The following is a 17,216-nucleotide window of genomic DNA, read 5'->3' on the forward strand; positions in this document are numbered from 1 at the left end:
ATGACGCAGATCTAAGAACGCGGATTTTTACGGATTTTTTTGAACCGCAGAGTCCGCCAAGATTTCGCAGAGGGCGCTGAGGGTGTAGAGGGTAAAGTACCTATTTAGGGAAGAACATTTTATAGGTTCAACTTTAAAAAATTAAACAATTTTATCATAAGTTTGTTGAAATTCAACAGATAAAAACAAACAATATGAAGCTCATTTACACAACTTTACTTGTTTCGATGATAATAATTTCTTGCAGCGATCTTAATTCAACAACGAATCAAAAGCAACTTAACGATGATCCAAAAAGTACGGATACACTACCACCAGTTGAAACTGAAGAAGCCAACACAGATTTCAAACCTGCTTTTGAAGGCCAAACAAGAGTTGCTGGAGTTAAAACTACAAGTCCTTACACCACAGAAGTGATTACAGAAGAGTTAAATAAACCATGGGGAATTGCAGAGCTTCCTGACGGACGCCTACTCATCACTGAAAAAGAAGGAGTAATGCGCATCGTGAATACAGAAAGCGGTGAAGTAAGTGAAGCCATTTCAGGGATTCCTGCAGTGGACAGTAGGGCGCAAGGAGGATTGTTAGGATTGACTATAGACCCTGATTTCGCATCAAATCGCATGGTGTATTGGGCATTTACCGAACAAGTCAAAGAAGGAAATCACACAGCAATAGCCAAAGGAGAACTTTCTGAGGATGAAAAGACCATTCAAAACGCAAAGGTTATTTACAGAGCGAGTCCAAGCTATGATGGAATTCGTCATTATGGTGGACGTGTAATTTTTGATAAGGAAGGAAATTTATTTGCAAGCATAGGTGAAAGATCAGACAAAGAGCCACGTGTTCAAGCGCAACATTTAAATTCTTCATTTGGAAAAATCATTCGCATTACAACAGATGGAAAACCCGTTGCTGGAAATCCTTTCGAAGGTCAGCCAGATGCACGTCCGGAAATTTACACCTATGGTCACCGTAACCCCCAAGGTTTAGCATTTCATCCAGAAACAGGTGAATTATGGAGCAACGAATTTGGTCCACGAGGAGGAGATGAATTAAACCTTATAAAACCTGGAAAAAATTATGGTTGGCCGGTAATTACATACGGAATAGAATATGCCGGAGGGAAAATTGGAGAGCCTGTGCTTCAACAAAAAGAAGGCATGGAACAGCCGGTTTATTATTGGGACCCTGTGCTTTCTCCAAGCGGAATGACCTTTTACAAAGGAGATAAGATTCCAGAATGGGAAAACAACTTATTCTTGTGTGGATTAAACAGTAATCACATCGCTAGAATCGTTTTGGAAAACAACAAAGTTGTTGGAGAAGAAAGGATATTGGTCAAAGATGATGAGCGATTTAGAGATATTATCCAAGGGAAGAATGGAGCTTTGTATGTGGTAACAGATGAAGGGAAATTGTATTCAATTACGAATTAGACAATTACGAATTAGTCAATTACGAATTACGAATGGTTCAATTACGAATTATGGAATTACGAATTGTTCGGGATGATGAATTTTATTGAATAAATGGGTGGTATCGTTATATTTTTTTGTAGTTTCAATAGCCAACTATAAAAACCTAAATCATGAAAGACAATATCATTCAGACAAAAAGTTATGCTTTTTCTTTAAAAATCATCAACCTTTATAAACATTTACAAGACGATAAAAAAGAATATGTTCTGAGTAAACAGATTTTACGTTGTGGGACATCAATTGGAGCAAATATCGAAGAAGCAATTGGAGGTCAATCTAGGAAAGACTTTTTTGCCAAACTTACTATTTCATATAAAGAAGCTCGGGAAACGAAATACTGGATTAGACTTTTACGAGATGCACAATATATAGAACCGACTATTAGTCAAGAATTATTATATGATATTGAGGAGATTTTAAGGATTATTGGTAGTATTCAAAAAACAATTAGAAAAAGTTAGACGATTACGAGATAGACAATTACGAATTAGTCAATTACGAATTACGAATTAGACAATTACGAACGGCTTTAGCCCTCAACGAAGTTAATTAGTCAATTACGAATTACGAATTAGGGAATTACGAATTGGGGAGTTACGAATTGTTTGGGAGGATGATTTTTATTGAATAAATGGGTGGTATTGTTATATTTTTTTGTAGTTTCAATAGCCAACTATAAAAACCTAAAGAAAGACAATATCATTCAGACAAAAAGTTATGCTTTTTCTTTAAAAATCATCAACCTTTATAAACATTTACAAGACGATAAAAAAGAATATGATCAAAAACATTACAGTTCTAATATTTACATTTTCTTTTTTAACGCTTTACGGTCAAAAACCAGACAGTATTTCCAAAGTTCAAGAAGTTGAATTCGAAGCTGTAGAAATCATTGCTTATTTCAACAAGCAAAAGATCTTAGGTCTTACCTCTTCGGCACAATCAATTTCTGCTGAACAAATCGAGAGTCAACAGACCACAACCTTATTGCCCGCTTTGAATACAGTCCCTGGAATCCGCATGGAAGAACGTTCTCCAGGAAGTTACCGATTAGCTATGCGTGGCAGTTTGATTCGTTCTCCTTTTGGTATTCGAAATACGAAAATTTACATGGATGAATTTCCATTGACAGATGCAGGAGGAAACACTTATCTCAACTTAATCGATCCCGCTTCGATTGCTTCAATTCATGTCACCAAAGGTCCTGACGGATCACTTTATGGTGCAAATTCTGGTGGAGTCATAAGGATTCAACCGAAAGGATTCGATGTTACTGAAAACAAAGGATCTCTTTTACTCAACGGAGGCTCTTTTGGATTGTTTCAGGAACAGTTTTCTATTCAACGCAAAGTAAATGAAAAATATGCCTTTTCTGTGGATCAATCTTTTACGCGTTCTGATGGATACAGAGAAAATTCTGGATTGAATAAAAAAACCATTCAGACTGCTCATCAATGGAAGTATTCAAAAAAGAATGAATTGAGAATTTTGGCTTTGTATAGTGATTTACATTATCAAACTCCTGGCGGATTAACTGAAAGTCAGATGGAAAAAGACCCCACTATGGCACGTCCAGCAGGTGGACCTAATCCTTCGGCGAGTGAACAAAAAGCAGGGATTTACAACAAAACCTTTTTTGGTGGAGTTGCACATGAAGCCAATATCACAAGTAAATTCAGTCACACCTTAAGCGTTTTTGGTTCCTATACTGACTTTAAAAATCCGTTCATCACCAACTATGAATTTCGAAAAGAAAAAAACTTAGGACTTCGAGCTTATCTATCCTACAAAGACACCATTCAAAAGCAAGTCACTTGGCAAATGCAACTCGGGTTTGAAGGTCAAAAAGGTTGGTCAAGTATTGAAAACTATGACAACAACCAAGGGACACCTGGAAATCCGCAAGCCTTTGATGAACTAGATAATTTACAAGGAAGTTTCTTTTATCGCGCCATGATTAAGCTATACAAACGCTGGACAATAGAAGCTTCTTTGGGATTGAATCAGGCAAAAATCAATTACAACTCCCTTTATCCAGTGACTACAAATCCATCAGGAGAAATTAATTTCGGCAATATATTCATGCCAAGAGTGGCTACATCTTATGTCATTAATAAAAACTTTGCCGTGCGAGCATTAGTCGCTAAAGGATATTCTCCACCGACCATTGCTGAGGTACGTTCTTCCGACAACACCATCAACACCAATTTAAATCCAGAGACCGGAATAAACTATGAAATTGGGATGCGTTGGGAAAGTTCAAACAGAAGGATTACTACAGATTTAAGCGCCTACAATTACGACATGAATAACGGAATTGTTAGACAATTGAACGAAGATGGTGCTGAATATTTTGTAAATGCAGGTGAAATCAATCAAAAAGGAATAGAATCTTCCGTTGAAGCTAAGCTTCTTCCATACAAGGCTAAAAGCTTTTTTAAAAGTCTTAATTTCCAAACTGCTTTCACCTTCAACCATTACCGATTTGGGAATTACATGGTAAAAGACAATGATTTCTCAGAGAACAAAGTTACTGCTGTGCCAAATCACGTGTGGTCCAATAGCTTAAGCTTTGAACTCCCTTATACATTCAAATTAAACATCTTACACAATTACACTTCTTCTATGCCTTTGAACGATGCCAATACGGTTTTTGCAAAAGCTTTTAATTTGGTGCAAATCAAAGGTACATGGACGTGGAATATCTCGCCAATAATTCAACTTCAGTTGTTTGCAGGGGTGGACAATTTGCTCAACGAAAAATACAGTTTAGGGAACGATATCAATGCTTATGGGAAGCGCTATTTTAATCCTGCTGCTGTAAGAAACTATTATGGCGGAGTGAAAATTGAATTTTAAACTTGTTCGTGGTAATTCGAATTTCATCTTCTTCTTTTGAGAACAGCAATTGATCAATCTGCTAAATTTAAACCTCTCTTTCAAAAAAGAGTTCAATCAAATGACTATATTTATAATTCACTAAAATTTAAATTATGAAACTATTAAAGCTAAGTGCTTTGCTATTGGTCACTACTTTGTTTTTTTCTTGTGGAGGAGTGAATGAAAATCAAATCGTTGGAGATTGGAATTTAACAGGATTCACAAGTGATGGTGAAAACATTGAACTTACGGAATGTGATAAACAAACCATCTGGAGTTTTAGTCTGGGGGCTGGTGGAGATTTGATTGATGGAACAGCGGTTAAAAAATTGGATGGAAAAGCACCTGACCATTGCGAATTCTATGATTTTGATGCACAATGGATGCTGACAGACGGAAAGTTATTTATTTCAAACTGTAGAATTGGAGGTATGGGAGGAGCATCTTTAGCAGGAGTAATGACAATTCTAGAACTCTCTGAATCTAAAATGGTTCTAAAATCTTTAGATAAAGAAATCACCCTAGAAAAGTAATCCAAAACGTCATTTACTGGTCATGACTATTTGTTATGGTTCCAACACAAAAATTGGGATCATAACAAATATAAAATTGAACATTTTCCCCACCCCTAATTCCGAAATTCAATTTTAAAACTTCGTAATTATTTGCCTATCTTTACCTCTACCAAACATCATTTTTTAAATGTCACATTTCTCCATTTTCCATACCCTCAAAATCATCGATTTATCCACCGTTTTAGCTGGACCATCTATCGGTTCCTTTTTTGCAGAATTAGGTGCTCAGGTCATAAAGGTTGAAAACTCGGTTTATCCTGATATTACGCGATCTTGGAAATTGCCCAATGAGGACAAAAACAGTACTGTTTCCGCGTATTTCTCGAGCATCAACTACAAGAAAAGCTATCAACGACTCAACCTCAAAGAGGAAAATCAACGTAAAAAACTCTTTGAAATGCTAAAGGATGCAGACCTCATTCTGATGAACTTCAAATTGGGCGACCAAGAAAAGTTAAAAATTAGCGATGCACAATTACATTCCATCAACCCACAATTGATCATTGGAAAAATCAATGGTTTTGGAACAACAAGTGACCGCGTAGCCTATGATTTGATTTTACAAGCAGAGTCAGGCATCATGTCCATGAATGGAACGCCAGAAAGTGGTCCTGTAAAAATGCCCATTGCTTTGATTGATGTTTTAGCAGCACATCATTTGAAAGAAGGACTCTTAATTGAACTCTTTGCAAAAAAAGGAAATCCAAATTACAAAGGCAAAAGCATCAGTGTTTCATTATACGATGCGGCAGTAAGCTCATTGGTGAATCAAGCATCAAATTATTTAATGAACAATTATGTTCCTCAACGCATAGGTTCTTTGCATCCGAATATTGCGCCTTACGGTGAGCTTTTCACCACTTCAGACCAAAGAACAATCACTTTTGCCATTGGAAGCAACCGACACTTTGAACAACTTTGTGATTTTTTAAAACTATCTGAGCTTGCCAAGGACCAACGTTTTTCTTCGGTGCAACTACGGGTAAAAAACAGAGTTCAATTGTTTGAATTACTCAAAGAAAAAGTCCTTCACTTTCCTGCGGATGACATTTTAGAATATATGCATGCTCACTTTGTTCCTTGCGGAGAAGTAAAAGATTTGGCTGCAGTATTCAATTCAAAAATGGCACAAGACCTAGTGAGAACAGAGGTTATTGAAGGTGTGGAAACAAAAAGAGTAACAGGAATAGCATTTAGGGTAGACAAATAGAAGAACAAAAAAGGTGCAGCTTTTTTTTAGCCACACCTCATAATTTTATAGGAATTCAAACTTATTTCACAAAGTCTTTTACCTCTTCAAGCAATTGCGTATTTCGAACTGCTCCTAATATTCTTTTTTCTACTTTGCCTTCCCCATTAATCAACATCATTGTTGGATATGCACGAACTTGATATTTTTTTGCGATGTTTGGTCCTTCTCCTTTCTCCATATCAATTTTAATATTGATAAAGTTCTCGTTGAATACCTCTCCTACTTTTTCGTCTTTAAATGTTGTTCTGTCCATCATTTTACATGGTCCACACCAAACAGCATAAGCATCAAGGAAAATCAATTTATTTTCTTCTTTCGCTTTTTGAATGGCCTCATCAAAGGTGAGATTTTCAAATTTAATTCCTGGTTCATCGGTATTTGCAGGCGCCCAAATAAAGGACGAAGTAAGCAGAGCTACAACAATTGTGATTATACTAAGATATTTCATATTCGTTTATTTATTATGCTAAAGTTACAATTCTAGATTTAAAATCAGCATATTTGAATTAATATTAAAGAAAGAGAATCAAATTTCGTGCCTCTTAAATTAAACGCATGCGCATTCAAACATTAGACAGTTCAACAGAAATTGCTCAAGAAACTCAAGACTTTTTAACCGTGTGGAACGATGACAGTCAATCGATTATACAGTTAAGCTCTGGTTCAACAGGACCACCAAAAGCCATTGAAATTCCGAAATGGAAAATGAAGACATCCGCACAAATGACAGGAGACTTCCTTAACTTATCAAGCTGTGAATCAGCGCTTCTATGCATGTCTACAAATTATATAGGCGGAAAAATGATGGTCGTTCGATCACAGCTTTTTGACCTCACGCTTTATGTAACAAATGTTACAAGTAATCCACTGGCAAACCTAAACCAACCGATTGATTTTGTAGCAATGGTTCCATTACAAGTGGAAGAAGCTTTACAAAAAAATCCAGAAAAACTAAATCTAATCAAACATTTAATCATTGGTGGTGCGCCAGTTTCAGATGAACTTGTCGAACAAATACAGAACTATTCTTGTCATGCCTATTCTACTTTTGGAATGACGGAAACCGTTTCTCACATTGCTTTAAAGAACTTAAAAGAAAAATCGGCACCATATCGTGCTATTGGAAACACCAAGCTAAGCACCATAGATGATTGTTTGGTCATTGACAATACAGACTTGCAGATCTATAATTTAAAAACAACAGACATTGTTGAATTAATTGATGAAAAAAGTTTCCATTGGTTAGGAAGAGCAGATTTTGTAATCAACTCAGGTGGAGTAAAAATTCATCCAGAGGAGGTGGAACGAAAAATAAAAAACAGAATTAAATCAACAGATTTCATCATCAGCTCTTTACCAGATCAAAAACTAGGCAACAAGGTTATATTCATAGGTGAAAAACACTTAGATAGAACCGAGTTAAAAGCAGAGATAGAACAAGAATTAAGCAAGTATGAACGTCCAAAGGCATACTTTTTTATATCTTCGTTAAAAAGAACAGCATCGGGAAAGATAGACCGAATTCAAACTACTGCAGAAATTCAATGAGTTTAAGATCATACTTTAAAATATTAGGGATATCGCCCACAAAGAATGAAGCGCTCATTAAGAAAGCTTACAGAAAGAAAGCTTTAAAATATCATCCTGACAGGAACCCCACTGCAGCTGCAAAAGATAAGTTTATTGAGGTTACCGAAGCTTATGAAAACATTCTTGAGGCATTAGAACGAGGAATAGATCCTAACAGCACGTCTCAAAACAGGACAACTTATCGCCAGACTTCAACTCAAAGAACAAGAACCCGACAAAAAACAGCAAGCGAAATACGTGAAGAAAGAATTAAAAAAGCACGTATGCGTTATGAGCAAAACAAAAGAAGAGAAGCTGAAGAAAACGATGCTTATTTTCGTACATTAACCAATGGAAAATGGTGGAAACGCTTCAAAAGGGTGATGTATGTGAGCACTTTAATCTCGCTTTTAATGACACTGGATATGCTTTATTTCCCTGCGGTAACCGAAGTAAGTCAAATCGTAAAAGTAAATACTTCTTCAAGATATTCTGGAGCTAATAAGCATTCAACTTCTCCAGTAAAATTTGAGAATGGACAAAAAGCTTGGCTTTCTCAAAAATTCATAGAAATGTCAAAATATGAATACCTTTATTTAGAAAAGACTCCACTATTTAAAGACATCAAATATGTAAAAGTATGGCAATTTGATCGGTGGGTTTATTATACACCAGACTACAGTCTCCCCAGTACATTTCCACTCATTCCTTTTGTGTTGCTATTTCCTCTACTCACCTATTTCATTAAAAGCAAAACCTTTACATTTACACTATTTTTCCATTTAAGCATGTATGCTATACCATTATTTTTGTTTGTTGTGATGTTCTCCAACGACCGATGGATACACTTATTGACATTTGGCTTGATTTAAACACCTTATTTTTCGTTAAATAAACTCTTTATTCAAAACCTTCCATAATTCATTCATAGGCAACCCCATAACATTATAAAAACAACCTTCTATCTTTTCTACACCTATCATTCCAATCCACTCTTGGATTCCGTATGCCCCGGCTTTATCATAAGGTTGATATTTACTCACGTAATACTCTATTTCATCTGCTGTTAATTCTTTAAAAAACACTTTCGTTCGAACTGCGAAAGAATATTTCTTCTGAGGAGAATATAAATGAACTCCAGTTACAACTTCGTTGATTGACCCTGACAAACGTTCCAACATTTCAACGGCAGCTTCATGGTTTTTTGGCTTTTCTAAAATTTGATTATTGTGAATGACCACTGTGTCAGAAGTCAATAAAACCTCATCACTTAAAATCGAGTTTCTAAGTGGTTCAGCTTTTAACTCTGCAAGATAAATGGGTACATCAAAATGAGAAAGTTCCTTAGGAAAAACCTCATTCACTTCTTTCTTTCGAATTTCACAACGTACGCCAAGTTGTTCGATCAATTGTTTCCTCCGTGGAGAAGCAGAACCTAAAATTATTTTTTTGGAGAACATAATGTGGATTTAATTCAGCAATTGTACAACCCAAAATAAGGGCAAAAGCATACCGAAAATGATGGTTAGCTTTATCCCTAAGTTGGCCGTTTTTAAGTTTCTATCGGTAATTGGATTTAAGAGTATTACCAATGTGAAAATAGCGAAAAGAGCACTTAAGAATAGTGGAGCCAATGCCATTCCTTCGATATATCCTGTTTGCCAAAACCATACGATAGGAATCGATAAAGCCATGTTTATTAAAACAAATCCCACTGCTATAGACCTTGACTTCTTCACTCCGTAGACGATTGGAATGGTTCGGGCTTTGATAATCAGGTCCCCTTTAACATCCTGCATATCTTTGATAATTTCGCGTGTTAAATTCAACACAAAAGCAAAAACACCTAAGGTTATACCTAGGTAGACTGGGAAAAACTGATATCCCTTCAAATGAAAAGGGTAAGCCGAATCCAAAGTCACTGTTTTAAAAAAGTCTTGATAGTAGATTCCAACCAAAACAGGAACCAATCCCGTCAATAATGCAATCACTACATTCCCAATTACAAGCGTTCTTTTCAGTTGCATTGAATAGAACCACAATAAATTAATAGACAAGAGGTGAATAAATACATACCAAAAAGTTTCTAGCACCAATCCAAGGTGAATTGCCATTCCAAAAGCAACAAAATTGAGTATCCAATGAAAAACAATTGCCCATCTTCTTTTGATGTGTTTGGTAATGACTAATCGATCAGGTCTATTGACCCTATCAGCTCGAACGTCAAAATAATCATTGATTATGTTTCCTGCAGCTGCAATAAAGACCGTTGAAATGACCAATAAAAAAAAGTTAAAGGTTTGAATCAACAATAAACCCTCGTTGGATTCTGCATAAACAAGATCCAGATATCCGCCGACACTGTACATTGTTACAGCGATAATCAGCAAGTTGACGGGACGAATTAACCTTAAAAAGTGAATCATTTTACAATTCTATATTCAGTACGTCTATTCTCTTGATGAGCCTTTTCTTTGGCTTCTTCAGTCGTTAATTTAGCAATTTCTTCATCCGTGTTCATAGGATTTTCTTCCCCATAACCTTTGTAGCTTAGTCGTTCTGCTTCAACACCCTTATTGACTATGAAATCGTAAACTGCTTTTGCCCTATCTTCAGATAACTTTTGATTGGCGCGATTGTCTCCACGTGTATCCGTGTGTCCTCCAATTTCAATTTTAATACTGTTGTTTTCCTTCAAGAAAGACTCTAGTTTATTCAACTCGACATAAGACTCTTTTCTTAAGGTTGATTTTCCTAGATCGAAAAAGACATTTGCCAAAAGAATGGGTTGTTCATCAGTAATCGGCACTAAGGGCACATCCATACGAACAGCTTCATCGCTTTCAATCATATTAAAGTTTTTAGAAAAGAAAGAATACCCTGGAAAAGAGACGTTTAAAGCATATTCTTTTTTCGTTGGGAGTGCGACCAAGAATTCTCCCGTAATTGGATCCGCTTCCGAAGCAATAACTTCCTTTCCTGAAGACAAATCAATCAACTCAAACTTTCCTTTCAAAGGTTTCTTTGTTATTGCATCATACACCAAACCTTCAAAATAAGTCGTTTTCACCGGTCTAAGCTCTTCTGGCATTTCAAAGTAGTAGATATCTAGACTTCCTTCTCCTCCAGCTCTATCGGAAGCAAAGAAAGCAATTTCTCCATCCGGTCCAACCAGTAATGAATTCTCATTGCTCTCTGTATTGATTGGATACCCCAAATTAACTGGATCTCCCCAATTTCCTAAAGGATCTTTTCTTGACATGTAAATATCAGTTCCACCTAAGCCTATATGTCCATTCGAAGCAAAATATAATGTTTGTCCATCTGGGTGAATCATCACCGAAGACTCCATGCGTTCTGTATTGATATTATTGGGCAGTGGAACAGCTTTACCCCATGTTCCATCCGCTTGTTTCTCACTAACGTAGATATCACTTCTTTGTATTCTTTGTTGTCCCACACGGCGGATAAAGTACAATGTTTTCCCATCTGCTGAAAGCGAAGGTTGAGACTCCCAAGTAAACGTATTTACATTTCCAGGAAGGTTCACCGGGTTAGTCCATCGGTCACCGATACGCTCAGTCACAAACAAATCACAACTTCCTTTCCCTTCTCTGTTCGGGCCGTAATTACGTCCTGTTTCATCTGCACACGCAACAAAAATCAATGTTCTACCATCTGCTGAAATTGTTGGTGCACCTTCGTTTTGTTCGGTATTGATATTGGGTGGCATTGGATAAGCCTTAGCCCAAACATTTCCTTCGGTCAAATGAGAAACAAAAAAGTCTTCCTGCCCTCTTGGACTTCCATCATTATTTGGAATTTCTCTAGTAAACAATAAGGTTTTACCATCAACAGTAATCGTAGGAAAATATTCAGGGTATTGCGTATTGATTCCTTTTCCAATATTAATAGGTTGAATATTTAAAGGGTTTTTCCTTGCTTCGAGTGAGAATTCTGCGCTTGTTCTTAGGTATTCAGCAGCGTGAATCATCTGATCAGAAATTCTACGGTCGTTGCTGTTCAAGATATAATCAAAATACTTTATTGCGTCTTGAAATTCATTATTCCTCATTTGAAGTTCTCCAATATCGAGGTATAACTGTCCATTCAGATTCGCCGAAGGTCGTATTTCTAGGGCTCTTTTATAATGATGAACAGCTTCTTTGCTCTTCCCTGAAAGTCGGTAAAACTCTCCTATCATTTGATGTGCTTCAAGGAAGTTTTCATCTTTCTTTAAAGCTTTTTGCAGATAGTCAATTCCGGTTTCAAAATCTGGTCGACCTGTTCTTAAGTCTACATTTTTTTGAGGAGCTTCTCTTCCTTGTTCAAAGAGTTTAATTGCTTTTTTACTTTTCGTACTGTATCCCATTTGGGCAGTTGCACAACTATTGAATAGCAAAGCAAAAAGGGTAAATAAAAGACCAATATTTTTTATCATAGTTCTAGGGTATATTCATGTATTTATGGGTCTGTAAAGAAATTTTCCATTTCGGATTTTCTTTTACATAATCAATGATTAAAGGCAACATTTGTGCCTCTTTCGACCACTCAGGCTGTAAATACAACAAACAATCAGCGTTAGCTTTGGCCGCATGTTCTTCAGCCCACTTAAAATCATGCTTGTTGAAGATCACTACTTTGAGTTCATTCGCTTTCTCATAGGCTTCTTCCACAGGAGCTTTAAACTTCTTTGGGGAGAAACAATACCAATCTACTTTGGCATCTAAAGGATAACATCCTGAAGTCTCAATGGCAACTTCTATTCCTTGTTCTTGTAGTGCAGAAACAAGAGTTTCTATTGGATACATTGCAGGTTCACCTCCTGTGATCACTACAAAATCAGTGGCTGTATCATTTACACCTTTAAGTAAAGTTTCTAAAGAAGTATCGGGATGATCTCCTGCCTCCCAACTTTCTTTTACATCGCACCACACACAACCAACATCGCACCCTCCTGTTCGAATAAAATAAGCAGCTCTTCCAGAATAATGTCCTTCCCCTTGAATGGTGTAAAAAGACTCCATCACTGGCCATGATGTACGTTTAGATTCAATAATTTCTTCCATTACTTCAAATGTAATGAAAACCTTTTAAATAATTAGAATCGACCTTAATGATGAGTTATGAATTATGAACGATGAATGGGCTTATTTGTCAGAGATGAATGTTTTTACCATTTATAATTCATCGCATTTCATTCATAATTACCAAATAATATTCTTATCTTAATTGGAATAACCATCTTAAAATCATCGTATCATGAAAAAATCCAATGAAAATGTTTTGCTTTCAAAATCTTTATTATTTGCAATTAGAATCGTCAAACTATACAAGTATTTATCTACTGATAAACGAGAGTACGTTTTGAGTAAACAGCTTTTACGAAGTGGAACGGCCGTAGGAGCTTTGATAAGAGAGGCTCAAAATGCAGAAAGCAAAAAGGACTTTATCCATAAATTAGCGATTGCTCAAAAAGAATGCGATGAAACAAGTTATTGGTTTGAGTTATTAAAAGAAACTGAATACATAAATCAAAATCAATTTGAAAGTGTAAATCAAAATGCTGTGGAGTTATTAAAAATGATTAAAAGCTCTATTTTAACAATTAAGCAGAAGCTTTGATATAACGATAATTACAGAGAACCTTGGTTTGTTGCGAATGATGAATTGTACAATATTCATAATTCATCGTTCATAATTCATCATTATTTTCAGTTCATCAAAGTAATGTACCAATCTTGTTTCAATCGTGCGTACTCTTCCTGAAATGCCTCAAGCTGTTCTTGGGCTTCCTTTTCGTTTTGATGAGAGCGATTCTTTAATTCCAAATATGCTTTTTTAATCAAGGCCACAATGTTTGAGCCCAGTAGAAACTCCCCTGTTTTGGGATTGATATCGTAGGTTTGATAAATCACTTCAATGCGCTTTTTATCCTCTTCAGAGTGAACGCTATGCGGTTCGTTGCGTGTAATCCTTTCGTAAATCGGTAATAGTTTAGCGCTCAATTCTACAAAATGGCGCATCACATAAACAGCCGAATTTAATGATCTGATGTTTTTTGCTTCCATAATGATTGCTTTCTAATATAACGCAAGAATCCTTGTCATGGTTGGCTTTTAGCTCATTCTATTTCTTTATTCAACGGTAAACCACTGAAGTACAAACGTATTTATTCATCTAAAAACAAAAAAATCCCCAAGATTGCTCAAGGGGACTCTAAAAACTATTGTGAATTTAATTCAGCAAGGCGTTAAAATGCCCTACCCACTCGTTGGCCAACTGGATTTCTCCACTTAACATACGGTCTTTATCTTCATCAAAAAGCAAGAAAGAAGCCAATTGATCCTTTTTATTTTTTGGATAAAACTCAATTTTCAAACTATGGGTTACCCTGTCTTTTTCACCATGGTAATCTACCTCACGAACTTCTCTATTGACCTTGCAAATATTGAAGTCTGATAAATTTAAGTGCCAAGTGTCAAAAACACCTTCTTCTACTTCAGAAAAATAAGCGATTCTATTCTTTTGATCTAGACCTAACGCCAAATGAGCAACAGACTCAACTTTATCCAATTGAAAGTTATTTTTGTTGGCATACTCTTTTAAATTCTTGACTAAACCTCTTTCTGTACTTTTGCTTTTTCGGTACATAATAACAAAAGGTAAAATAACTGCAACAACGGAGATTACTCCGATTAAAACATTTCCGATTTCCATTTCTATAATTTTTTTAAGCCAATCATTATTGGCGATATTTCATATTCATTCAACGCTAAACTGTTCTAGCATACATAATGAGAGCCTAATAAAACGCTCCTAACTCCCTGTTACGGAATTAAGTTCTACCAGAAATTATGGAAAGGAAAAATGATGTCGACCGACCGAAACTTTAACCGTAAAGACTCCGTTTCTTTGAAGTAGTTGACTGCCCGTTGAATAAGCAGTTCTGACAATGATTGTGCAGCAAATTGTGCTTTGTCATTCGTTAAATCAAATACAGGAGCAGCATGAACTACTGAAACATTATGACCTTCGGTACTGATCGATTGAGGAAAAAGAATTTTTGATAAGGCTGTAAAATGAGCGCGTTCCTCTTGATTATGGTGGGTAGTTTTTTGTTCAAACGATGGAATGTTGATGTTACTGAATACTGAAAAACAGTAAACAGCAAAACAGAGCGTTAAAAATATATTTTTAAATATCGTTTTCACAAGGTAAAGATAAATCAAAAAGAGCATAAAAGAATTTATTTTATGAATATTTATCTAATTAAATCCGGATATTCTTTCATTAATATTTACCTTACAAGTCACAGTAAAACAATGATTAAAATGAACACATCGGAATTATTCAACCTAAAAGGGAAAACAGCCATTGTTACGGGAGGCGCAAACGGTATTGGAAAAGCAACTGCATTAATCTTAGCCAAGCATGGTGCAAATATTTCTATTGGAGATTTCAATTTGGAAGATGCAAAAAAAACAGCGAAAGAAATTGAAGAGTTAGGCGTAAAAGCCATTGCCATTGAATGTAATGTTCTAAAGGACGAAGATTTGGTAAACCTCATCGACAAAACGGTTGAAGAACTAGGCGGAATTCAAATTCTTATCAACAACGCTGGAGGTGGCGGAGGTGGACGTGAAAATCCATTCAAGATATCAGTGGATGACATTCGCCGAGATTATGAATTAAACGTTTTTAGTGGCTGGAGATTGTGTCAACTGGCTGTTCCCCACATGAAAAAATCAGGCTATGGTTCTATTGTTTTCACCACTTCAATGTCAAGTGTAAACAAAAGTCCAAACATGAGTGGATATGGAGGTTCAAAAGCTGCGGTTAACCACACAGTTGCCAATTTAGCACACGACTTTGGACCCGAAGTTAGAATTAACGCCGTTGGTCCTGGAGCTACCAGAACAGCAGCATTAGAAAGCGTATTGACACCTGAAATTGAACAAGCGATGTTGAAAAACACACCAATAAAACGATTAGGAACAGTTGATGACATCGCTGGGGCAATGCTCTATTTTGCCTCTCCTATTTCTGAATGGGTCAGTGGACAAACTATTTTTGTAAATGGCGGAGGTGAGCAAGTTTTGGAGTAAAAAACGGAGAGATTTTTAATTCTTTAACATAAAACCCTATAACGGTCTGACTTATGCCGCCCCCTTATTTAGACTCATTCAAAATACCTTAATCATGGTATTGCTAAATCTCCACTCCTACCCTATTTTTGTGGTATGGAAAGCACGAGTATTACCAAATTAAAAAAAGGAGCAAGCGGAATTATTACTGAGGTTAAATACAGTAAAGTCTCTCAGCGACTTATTGAAATGGGCTTAACACCAGGAACTCCATTCAAGATCCGTTCTATTTCTCCTTTTGGAGATTCAATTGCCATTCGGTTAAATGACTTCGCAGTAAGCTTAAGATTGTCAGACGCATTAAACATTATGGTGCGTTCGAAGTAAAGGTAGCCTCTTAAAATATTTCGTCCCATTTTTATTGACCACTTGTCAATTACGCTTAAAAAACTAATTTTATATGTGTAAAGCACAAGACAATGAACAAATATTCAATTTCAATACTCCTTCTTTTTCTATTAACAGTTAGCGAAAAGGTTATTAGCCAGAAAAGAGATAGTTCGATTCATTACCCTACCAATCACTACACTCTTCTTTCTGTAGGTTTAACCCATTCTACCTATCGTGATTTTGCGACCTCTCCATTATTTTATAGTGGACTGGGTCTAGACCTAAATGCTGCTTGGTTAAAAAGGGCTGACAAAAAAGAGGGGATTTTCGAAATCGGATTAGGTATTAGTGCTCATTCACCAAGGGTTCCCCAAAGCAGTTACATTCAACCTGGTGGACTGTCTGGTTTTGCTCATCTCAGGTTGTTTTATCAAAGACTTTGGAAAATCGATGCCCTTTCCAATGCTAAAAACAACACTAAAATTGGCGGCGCTATAATCATTACCCAGAATGTGCGTGGAAATCCTGCCTTACAAAATAACGCTATGGGTCTAGAGAATTTCACCAACTTAATGGCTTCAGCACAATGGACGCGTGACATTTCAAGAACAGAAGAAAAGCAAGTTAACCTTTGGCTTTTCAAACCGACCTTTAAACCCGTAAAACGAGACTTGAGATTTCTTATGAATGTGGGTGTGCTCAATTTTAATTATCGTCCTGGATATGCCTACACTTACGACAGTGAAATCAACGGTACGGAAACAGGTCCTGTAGCTTGGGCATTCTCCAATTACAAATGGTCTTTGAATGGATTTAGACTGAAAACACAGTTGGAATACATTAAATATTTACCTAACGGAAACGCCAGAAGTTTATCCTATGTTTGGGAAGCCGCCCATGCTCCGGGAAAACACGAAGCTTTTCAAATGGCCAGTCACCGCATTCAATACACCATTCATTTTCATACTAAACAAAGATAAAT

The 17,216-nt window shown here is 36.3% G+C and carries 19 protein-coding genes; 11 read left to right on the plus strand and 8 right to left on the minus strand.

Annotated features, from left to right (window positions below):
- The first annotated feature begins 194 nt into the window (after positions 1 to 194).
- From ACN0U3_RS07165 to ACN0U3_RS07185, 5 genes are all read left to right on the plus strand, one after another.
- A complete protein-coding gene (locus ACN0U3_RS07165; RefSeq protein WP_417265665.1) occupies positions 195 to 1,439 on the plus strand; it encodes a PQQ-dependent sugar dehydrogenase in 1,245 nt (414 codons plus the stop codon).
- A gap of 152 nt (positions 1,440 to 1,591) precedes the next feature.
- Positions 1,592 to 1,942, plus strand: coding sequence for a four helix bundle protein (locus ACN0U3_RS07170; RefSeq protein ID WP_299205471.1), 351 nt, complete (start codon positions 1,592 to 1,594; stop codon positions 1,940 to 1,942).
- A 316-nt stretch (positions 1,943 to 2,258) separates the two neighbouring features.
- Complete coding sequence (locus tag ACN0U3_RS07175; RefSeq protein ID WP_417265666.1) at positions 2,259 to 4,340, plus strand: TonB-dependent receptor; 2,082 nt, start codon at positions 2,259 to 2,261, stop codon at positions 4,338 to 4,340.
- Between the two features lie 134 nt (positions 4,341 to 4,474).
- A complete protein-coding gene (locus ACN0U3_RS07180; protein WP_299205465.1) occupies positions 4,475 to 4,894 on the plus strand; it encodes a lipocalin family protein in 420 nt (139 codons plus the stop codon).
- 169 nt (positions 4,895 to 5,063) lie between these two features.
- Entirely contained in the window at positions 5,064 to 6,146 is a 1,083-nt protein-coding gene (locus tag ACN0U3_RS07185) for a CaiB/BaiF CoA transferase family protein (RefSeq protein WP_417265667.1), read from the plus strand.
- Between the two features lie 61 nt (positions 6,147 to 6,207).
- Here the strand turns inward: ACN0U3_RS07185 and ACN0U3_RS07190 are convergent, their stop codons facing one another.
- Entirely contained in the window at positions 6,208 to 6,636 is a 429-nt protein-coding gene (locus ACN0U3_RS07190; protein WP_417265668.1) for a thioredoxin family protein, read from the minus strand.
- Positions 6,637 to 6,743: 107 nt separating this feature from the next.
- Here ACN0U3_RS07190 and ACN0U3_RS07195 point away from each other — a divergent pair, with 107 nt between their 5' ends.
- Complete coding sequence (locus tag ACN0U3_RS07195; RefSeq protein ID WP_299205456.1) at positions 6,744 to 7,736, plus strand: AMP-binding protein; 993 nt, start codon at positions 6,744 to 6,746, stop codon at positions 7,734 to 7,736.
- Positions 7,733 to 8,629 carry a J domain-containing protein gene (locus tag ACN0U3_RS07200; protein WP_417265669.1) on the plus strand — a complete coding sequence of 299 codons (897 nt, stop codon included), beginning with the start codon at positions 7,733 to 7,735 and terminating at the stop codon, positions 8,627 to 8,629. The genes ACN0U3_RS07195 and ACN0U3_RS07200 overlap by 4 nt, the downstream gene beginning before the upstream one ends.
- A gap of 15 nt (positions 8,630 to 8,644) precedes the next feature.
- On the opposite strand, the gene ACN0U3_RS07205 is transcribed toward ACN0U3_RS07200, so the two are convergent.
- From ACN0U3_RS07205 to ACN0U3_RS07220, 4 genes are read right to left on the minus strand one after another with little or no spacing between them, the layout of a single operon-like run.
- The gene (locus tag ACN0U3_RS07205; RefSeq protein ID WP_417265670.1) at positions 8,645 to 9,217 is read right to left on the minus strand and encodes a Maf family nucleotide pyrophosphatase; all 573 of its coding nucleotides are present in this window, start codon (positions 9,215 to 9,217) and stop codon (positions 8,645 to 8,647) included.
- A gap of 9 nt (positions 9,218 to 9,226) precedes the next feature.
- Entirely contained in the window at positions 9,227 to 10,183 is a 957-nt protein-coding gene (locus ACN0U3_RS07210) for a geranylgeranylglycerol-phosphate geranylgeranyltransferase (RefSeq protein ID WP_299205447.1), read from the minus strand.
- Positions 10,180 to 12,198 (minus strand): OmpA family protein, encoded by a 2,019-nt coding sequence (locus ACN0U3_RS07215; protein ID WP_417265671.1) that lies wholly within the window; start codon positions 12,196 to 12,198, stop codon positions 10,180 to 10,182. Before ACN0U3_RS07215 ends, ACN0U3_RS07210 begins: the two co-directional genes overlap by 4 nt.
- A gap of 4 nt (positions 12,199 to 12,202) precedes the next feature.
- Complete coding sequence (locus ACN0U3_RS07220; RefSeq protein ID WP_417265672.1) at positions 12,203 to 12,826, minus strand: 7-carboxy-7-deazaguanine synthase QueE; 624 nt, start codon at positions 12,824 to 12,826, stop codon at positions 12,203 to 12,205.
- Positions 12,827 to 13,019: 193 nt separating this feature from the next.
- Here ACN0U3_RS07220 and ACN0U3_RS07225 point away from each other — a divergent pair, with 193 nt between their 5' ends.
- Positions 13,020 to 13,382, plus strand: coding sequence for a four helix bundle protein (locus ACN0U3_RS07225; RefSeq protein ID WP_299205438.1), 363 nt, complete (start codon positions 13,020 to 13,022; stop codon positions 13,380 to 13,382).
- An 89-nt stretch (positions 13,383 to 13,471) separates the two neighbouring features.
- Here the strand turns inward: ACN0U3_RS07225 and ACN0U3_RS07230 are convergent, their stop codons facing one another.
- From ACN0U3_RS07230 to ACN0U3_RS07240, 3 genes are all read right to left on the minus strand, one after another.
- Positions 13,472 to 13,828, minus strand: coding sequence for a hypothetical protein (locus ACN0U3_RS07230; protein WP_417265673.1), 357 nt, complete (start codon positions 13,826 to 13,828; stop codon positions 13,472 to 13,474).
- Positions 13,829 to 13,994: 166 nt separating this feature from the next.
- The gene (locus ACN0U3_RS07235) at positions 13,995 to 14,477 is read right to left on the minus strand and encodes a hypothetical protein (RefSeq protein WP_299205433.1); all 483 of its coding nucleotides are present in this window, start codon (positions 14,475 to 14,477) and stop codon (positions 13,995 to 13,997) included.
- A gap of 125 nt (positions 14,478 to 14,602) precedes the next feature.
- Entirely contained in the window at positions 14,603 to 14,998 is a 396-nt protein-coding gene (locus tag ACN0U3_RS07240; protein WP_417265674.1) for a hypothetical protein, read from the minus strand.
- Between the two features lie 93 nt (positions 14,999 to 15,091).
- On the opposite strand from ACN0U3_RS07240, the gene ACN0U3_RS07245 reads away from it, so the two are divergent.
- The 3 genes from ACN0U3_RS07245 (at position 15,092) to ACN0U3_RS07255 (ending at position 17,214) form a co-directional block, all read left to right on the plus strand.
- Positions 15,092 to 15,865 carry a glucose 1-dehydrogenase gene (locus ACN0U3_RS07245; protein ID WP_417265675.1) on the plus strand — a complete coding sequence of 258 codons (774 nt, stop codon included), beginning with the start codon at positions 15,092 to 15,094 and terminating at the stop codon, positions 15,863 to 15,865.
- A gap of 135 nt (positions 15,866 to 16,000) precedes the next feature.
- A complete protein-coding gene (locus ACN0U3_RS07250; RefSeq protein ID WP_299205424.1) occupies positions 16,001 to 16,231 on the plus strand; it encodes a FeoA family protein in 231 nt (76 codons plus the stop codon).
- 92 nt (positions 16,232 to 16,323) lie between these two features.
- Positions 16,324 to 17,214 (plus strand): hypothetical protein, encoded by an 891-nt coding sequence (locus ACN0U3_RS07255; protein ID WP_417265676.1) that lies wholly within the window; start codon positions 16,324 to 16,326, stop codon positions 17,212 to 17,214.
- The last annotated feature ends 2 nt before the right edge of the window (positions 17,215 to 17,216 follow it).

The sequence above is a fragment of the Brumimicrobium sp. genome (assembly GCF_048268645.1).
Lineage (GTDB): Bacteria > Bacteroidota > Bacteroidia > Flavobacteriales_D > Crocinitomicaceae > Brumimicrobium > Brumimicrobium ulvae.

Bases quoted from the DNA above. Each gene is read 5' to 3' on its own strand.
- ACN0U3_RS07210 (WP_299205447.1), bottom strand. From the start codon at position 10,183: ATGATTCACTTTTTAAGGTTAATTCGTCCCGTCAACTTGCTGATTATC.
- ACN0U3_RS07180 (WP_299205465.1), top strand. From the start codon at position 4,475: ATGAAACTATTAAAGCTAAGTGCTTTGCTATTGGTCACTACTTTGTTT.
- ACN0U3_RS07255 (WP_417265676.1), top strand. From the start codon at position 16,324: ATGAACAAATATTCAATTTCAATACTCCTTCTTTTTCTATTAACAGTT.
- ACN0U3_RS07185 (WP_417265667.1), top strand. From the start codon at position 5,064: ATGTCACATTTCTCCATTTTCCATACCCTCAAAATCATCGATTTATCC.
- ACN0U3_RS07250 (WP_299205424.1), top strand. From the start codon at position 16,001: ATGGAAAGCACGAGTATTACCAAATTAAAAAAAGGAGCAAGCGGAATT.
- ACN0U3_RS07165 (WP_417265665.1), top strand. From the start codon at position 195: ATGAAGCTCATTTACACAACTTTACTTGTTTCGATGATAATAATTTCT.
- ACN0U3_RS07190 (WP_417265668.1), bottom strand. From the start codon at position 6,636: ATGAAATATCTTAGTATAATCACAATTGTTGTAGCTCTGCTTACTTCG.
- ACN0U3_RS07230 (WP_417265673.1), bottom strand. From the start codon at position 13,828: ATGGAAGCAAAAAACATCAGATCATTAAATTCGGCTGTTTATGTGATG.
- ACN0U3_RS07225 (WP_299205438.1), top strand. From the start codon at position 13,020: ATGAAAAAATCCAATGAAAATGTTTTGCTTTCAAAATCTTTATTATTT.
- ACN0U3_RS07175 (WP_417265666.1), top strand. From the start codon at position 2,259: ATGATCAAAAACATTACAGTTCTAATATTTACATTTTCTTTTTTAACG.
- ACN0U3_RS07215 (WP_417265671.1), bottom strand. From the start codon at position 12,198: ATGATAAAAAATATTGGTCTTTTATTTACCCTTTTTGCTTTGCTATTC.
- ACN0U3_RS07220 (WP_417265672.1), bottom strand. From the start codon at position 12,826: ATGGAAGAAATTATTGAATCTAAACGTACATCATGGCCAGTGATGGAG.
- ACN0U3_RS07200 (WP_417265669.1), top strand. From the start codon at position 7,733: ATGAGTTTAAGATCATACTTTAAAATATTAGGGATATCGCCCACAAAG.
- ACN0U3_RS07195 (WP_299205456.1), top strand. From the start codon at position 6,744: ATGCGCATTCAAACATTAGACAGTTCAACAGAAATTGCTCAAGAAACT.
- ACN0U3_RS07235 (WP_299205433.1), bottom strand. From the start codon at position 14,477: ATGGAAATCGGAAATGTTTTAATCGGAGTAATCTCCGTTGTTGCAGTT.
- ACN0U3_RS07205 (WP_417265670.1), bottom strand. From the start codon at position 9,217: ATGTTCTCCAAAAAAATAATTTTAGGTTCTGCTTCTCCACGGAGGAAA.
- ACN0U3_RS07245 (WP_417265675.1), top strand. From the start codon at position 15,092: ATGAACACATCGGAATTATTCAACCTAAAAGGGAAAACAGCCATTGTT.
- ACN0U3_RS07240 (WP_417265674.1), bottom strand. From the start codon at position 14,998: ATGCTCTTTTTGATTTATCTTTACCTTGTGAAAACGATATTTAAAAAT.
- ACN0U3_RS07170 (WP_299205471.1), top strand. From the start codon at position 1,592: ATGAAAGACAATATCATTCAGACAAAAAGTTATGCTTTTTCTTTAAAA.